The following is a 4,469-nucleotide window of genomic DNA, read 5'->3' as shown; positions in this document are numbered from 1 at the left end:
GCTTGACAACAGGTCGGTACTTAACTCCTCAAGAATGCTTCAATGCATCGAAATCTTTCAATCTATCTCGATCTGGTCCGGTTCCTGGCTGCGATGTTGGTCTTCGTCGTGCATGCCACCTACCAACGATTCACCGGCGGCCTGCCCGTTTTCCGGCACTTCGCGCACCTCGGCAACGACGCCGTGATGGCGTTCTTCGTGCTGTCTGGTTTCGTGATTGCCCACGTTGTGGCGACGAAGGAACGCTCGATCGAAGAGTACGCGGCCAGTCGCCTTGCCCGCCTGTATTCGGTGGTGGTGCCGGCGTTGATCCTGACCTTCGTCTTGGACGCGGCCGGCTCGAAGCTGGACCCGAGCCTGTACACCGGCCGCTGGTACGAATACGACCAACCGCTGATCCGCGTGCTGGCCAGCCTGAGCTTCACCAACGAACTGTGGTTCTCCTACACACGGCCGTTCTCCAATGGGCCGTTCTGGTCGCTGGGGTACGAGGCCTGGTACTACGTGTTGTTCGCTGCTGCGCATTTCCTGCGCGGTAACGCCAGGTACGTGGCCGTCACCGCAGTCTGCTTGCTGATCGGCCCGAAGATTCTGCTGTTGCTGCCGGTCTGGTTGCTGGGTGTGTGGGCCTACCGCCGCTCCAGGGAGTCCAGGCCCGGTGTGGGCGCCGGCCTCTTTCTTTTCTTCGGCTCGATCGCGCTGTACCTGGTCTTCAGGCTCGTCGGCGGCCCGGACTATCTGATGGACCACAGCGAGCAGCTTTTCGGCCATGAAGTGCTCTACGACAAGCTGTCCTGGTCGAGAAGGTTCCTGTCRAGCTACTTCATCGGCATCTGTGTCGCCGCCAACTTCATTGGCGCCGTGGCGCTGGCTCCGCATCTGCGCAAGTGCCCGGCGCTGCTGGAGCGGCCCATCCGCTATGCGGCGGGCTTCACCTTCGCCTTGTACCTGCTGCACTATCCGCTGCTGCAGTTCTTCGCGGCGCTGACACCATCGGTCGGCATGGAAGAGCACCGCACCGCCTTCGTGGCGTTCGGCTCGCTCGCCGTGGTCTGGATGCTCGGTGCCAGCATCGAACGCCAGAAGGCCCCGCTCAAGGCATTGCTGCTGTCGTGGATGGCCCCACAGCGGCGGCCGGCGATGTCGGCAGGCTAGCCTTCGGCGCGTAGCGGGGGCGATGGGTGGGCCGCCTCACCGCTCGTTCGCCCTGGCGTTGGCACGTTCCGGGATGTCACAGCTGCGTCGAAGGGTGTCTATTTGGCCTGTGTGTAAAGTTGCTTAACAATTCGGCGCCAACAAGGTCACAGGTTTGGGCCATTTCAACGAACGCACCCCCGCGATGAAGCCATGGCAAACAGATTCGACCGTCTGACGGAGCGTGAGTTGGTCGAGCTGGATGCCTTTCTGGCCGCCCATGAGAGCCGTTGGTGGGATTCGTTCTACCTGGACCGCGCCAAGCCCTGTCCCTTCTTTGGCACCGAGCCTGACGAGAGCTTGGCCGAGTGGGTGGGCGACGGATCGATTCGCGCGGGACGGGCCATCGAACTCGGGTGCGGGAACGGGCGCAATGCCATCTACCTGGCGCGTCAGGGGTTCTTGGTTGAAGCGGTCGACTACTCTCAAACGGCCATCGATTGGGCTCGAGAGCGCGTGTCCGAGGCTGGTGTCGCCGTCACCCTGACGCGTCGGACTGTCTTCGAACTGGCGTTGGAAGCCGRCACCTGCGATCTGGTCTACGACTCAGGGTGTTTTCATCACATCGCACCGCACCGGCGCCAGAAGTATGTCGAGCTGGTCGCCCATGCATTGAAGCCTGGCGGCTGGTTCGGCTTGACCTGCTTCAGGCCGGAAGGCGGCAGCGGCTATTCGGATGAAGACGTCTACGAACGCCGCTCGATGGGCGGTGGCCTGGGCTACACCGAAGAACGCCTGCGAGAAATCTGGTCAACGAGCCTGCAGGTTCGCGCCATCCGCCAGATGCGCAAGCCCGGCATCGAGAGCGGGCTCTTCGGCGAGAGCTTTCTCTGGGTGTTTCTGGCACAGAAGACGTGAAGCCCGCAGCGTTCTGGTGGACCTGACTTTCGGCCGCATCAGGCCTGATGGATGACCTTGTTGACCATGTACTCCGCCAGCCCTTCAGCCCCGTCTTCAGTGCCGTGCCCGCTGTGCTTGATGCCGCCGAAGGGGGTGTCGGGGCCGGCGATCACGGTGGTGTTGATGCCCACCATGCCGCTTTCGAGCGCCTCGCCGATCAGCAGGGCGGTGCGGGCGGACTGCGTGAAGGCGTAGGCGGCCAGGCCGTACGGCAGCCGGTTGGCGCTGGCGACGGCTTCATCGAAGGTGTCGAAGGGTGCCATCAGCGCCAACGGCCCGAACGGCTCTTCGTTCATCGCGCGCGCCGTCTCGGGGACATGGCCGAGCACGGTGGGCCGGTAGAAGTAGCCGGTGCTGCCCAGGCGCTCGCCGCCGAGCAGCAGTTGCGCGCCTTGTTGCCGAGCGTCGGTGACGAAGGCCTCCATCGCCGCGGTGCGCCGTGCGTTGGCCATTGGCCCCATCTGCACGCCTTCGTCCAGGCCGTTGCCCACCACCCACTCGCGGGCCCGCCGGACGAAGCCTTCGACGAAACGGTCGTACACCCCGCGTTGCACGTAAAACCGCGTCGGGCAGATGCAGATCTGACCGGCGTTGCGCAACTTGGACCGCACCAGGATGTCGAGCGCCCGGTCGATGTCGGCATCGTCGAACACGATCACCGGGGCGTGGCCGCCGAGCTCCATCGTCGTGCGCATCGCCTGGTCGGCGGCCAGGCGCATCAGGTGCTTGCCGACCACAGTGGAGCCGGTGAACGACACCTGGCGCACGACGGGCGAGGCCAGCAGGTGGCGCGACACGTCATCCGGTACGCCGAAGACGATCTGCACCACACCTGGCGGCAGCCCCGCATCGACCAGCGCTCGTGCCACGTGCAGCGCCGACGCGGGCGATTCCTCGGCCGGCTTCATGATGACCGAGCAGCCGGCGGCGATCGGCGCCCCCAGCTTGCGGGCTGGGTTGTGCAGCGGAAAGTTCCACGGCGCGAAGGCGGCCACCGGGCCGACGGGCTCTTTCAGCACCAGCGAGCGCATGCCGGACGGGCGCACCAGAGCCCGGCCGTAGCTGCGCCGGCATTCTTCGGCGTAGAACTCGAGCAGGTTGGCCGAGCCGAGCGTTTCTCCGCGGGACTCGGCCAGCGGTTTGCCTTCTTCCGCCGTGGCTTGGGCCGCGATGAGGTCGACGCGGTCGCGCAGCAGCGCGGCGGCGCCTTTCAGCACCCGGGCGCGTTCATCGACGCTGCTGTGGCGCCAGAGCGCAAAGGCGCGAGCGGATGCGTGTAGTGCCCGGTCGAGGTCGGCGGCGTCTGCCAGCGGCAGTTCGCCCAGAGGGGATTCGGTGGCGGGGTTGAGCACCGGGATCGTGCGCCGGTGACCCGCGGTCAGCCATTCGCCGTCGATGAGAAGTTTCAGGTCGGGTTCGCGATGCGTCATGTTCCGCAAGGGCAGCTGGCTTGTGGCCGGGGCGCGGATGATGGCGTTGCGGCGCGCGCCTGTCGATGCCCTGGGCCGGCATCGCGATCACCATCGGCGATCACTTCCTCAGTCGCTGGTCAGCGTTGCGGCAATGCTGGCGCAATGCGTGCAAACGAGGCCAGCATGGCGCACAGCGTCTGCGCCTCGCGGGAAAGGTGGCGGTTGGCCTTGCGCACGATGGCGATCTGGTAGCGGCGCGATGCCTGCGCCGTCTTGACGCTGGCGAGCTTGCCCGCGATCAACGGGTGATCGAGCGTGGCCTTGGGCAGCCGTGCCAGGCAGTCGGATTCGACCAGCATCGCGACAGCGCCGAACAGCGAATCGGTCACGGCGGCGATGCGCGGTTGTTCCAGCGACTGTTCGAGGAACAGCTCGCGAATGCTCGGGTCCTGGTCTGCCGGCTGTGCCGGGTCGCCGACGACGATCCAGTCGCAAGCCACCAGGTCGGTGACGGACGCCGCGGCGCACAGCGGATGGCCCGTGCGGGCTGCAATGACCGATTCGGATTCGAACAGCACCTGCATCGCCAGGTCGCTTGCGTCGAAGTCGGCTGGCAGCAGCGTGACGGCAAATTCGAGCCGGTTCTCGCGCACGCCGGCCAGCAGCGTCGACGAGACGCCATGCGTCAACTGCAGGGCGACCTCGGGCAGCATGCGGCGAAAGTCCGCCAGCACGGCGGGCACGAGGTGCAGCGAAGGCTCGATCGACACGCCCAGCGCGATGCGCTCGACACGCGCTTCGCGAGAGCTGACCAGCCAGGCCTCGGCCCGGTCCGCCTCCAGCACGATCGATTTGGCGTAGCGCAGGAAGACGACGCCTTCGGCCGTCAGCGCCGCGCCCTGGCCGGTGCGGTCAAGCAGGGCGACGCCGTGGTCTTTTTCGAGTTTGGCGATGCTCTTGGTC

4 protein-coding genes are annotated in these 4,469 nt (G+C 65.8%); 2 read left to right on the top strand and 2 right to left on the bottom strand.

Annotation, left to right across the window (positions count from 1 at the left end):
- The first annotated feature begins 42 nt into the window (after positions 1–42).
- Together AC1DYI_RS27550 and AC1DYI_RS27545 are read left to right on the top strand one after the other, a co-directional pair.
- A complete protein-coding gene (locus AC1DYI_RS27550) occupies positions 43–1,155 on the top strand; it encodes an acyltransferase family protein (RefSeq protein ID WP_477207313.1) in 1,113 nt (370 codons plus the stop codon).
- A 192-nt stretch (positions 1,156–1,347) separates the two neighbouring features.
- The gene (locus AC1DYI_RS27545; protein ID WP_477207312.1) at positions 1,348–2,052 is read left to right on the top strand and encodes a class I SAM-dependent methyltransferase; all 705 of its coding nucleotides are present in this window, start codon (positions 1,348–1,350) and stop codon (positions 2,050–2,052) included.
- Positions 2,053–2,090: 38 nt separating this feature from the next.
- Here the strand turns inward: AC1DYI_RS27545 and AC1DYI_RS27540 are convergent, their stop codons facing one another.
- A complete protein-coding gene (locus AC1DYI_RS27540; RefSeq protein WP_477207311.1) occupies positions 2,091–3,524 on the bottom strand; it encodes an NAD-dependent succinate-semialdehyde dehydrogenase in 1,434 nt (477 codons plus the stop codon).
- Positions 3,525–3,643: 119 nt separating this feature from the next.
- The coding region (locus AC1DYI_RS27535; protein WP_477207310.1) for a LysR family transcriptional regulator at positions 3,644–4,469 on the bottom strand (826 nt) is incomplete at its 5' end.

The sequence above is a fragment of the Ideonella sp. P3_A4 genome (genome assembly GCF_056403075.1).
Note: the sequence above shows the minus strand (reverse complement) of the source record. Positions and strands in the feature narration are given on the sequence as shown.

Excerpts from the sequence above, each read along its gene's own strand:
- AC1DYI_RS27540 (WP_477207311.1), bottom strand. The coding sequence starts at position 3,524 with ATGACGCATCGCGAACCCGACCTGAAACTTCTCATCGACGGCGAATGG.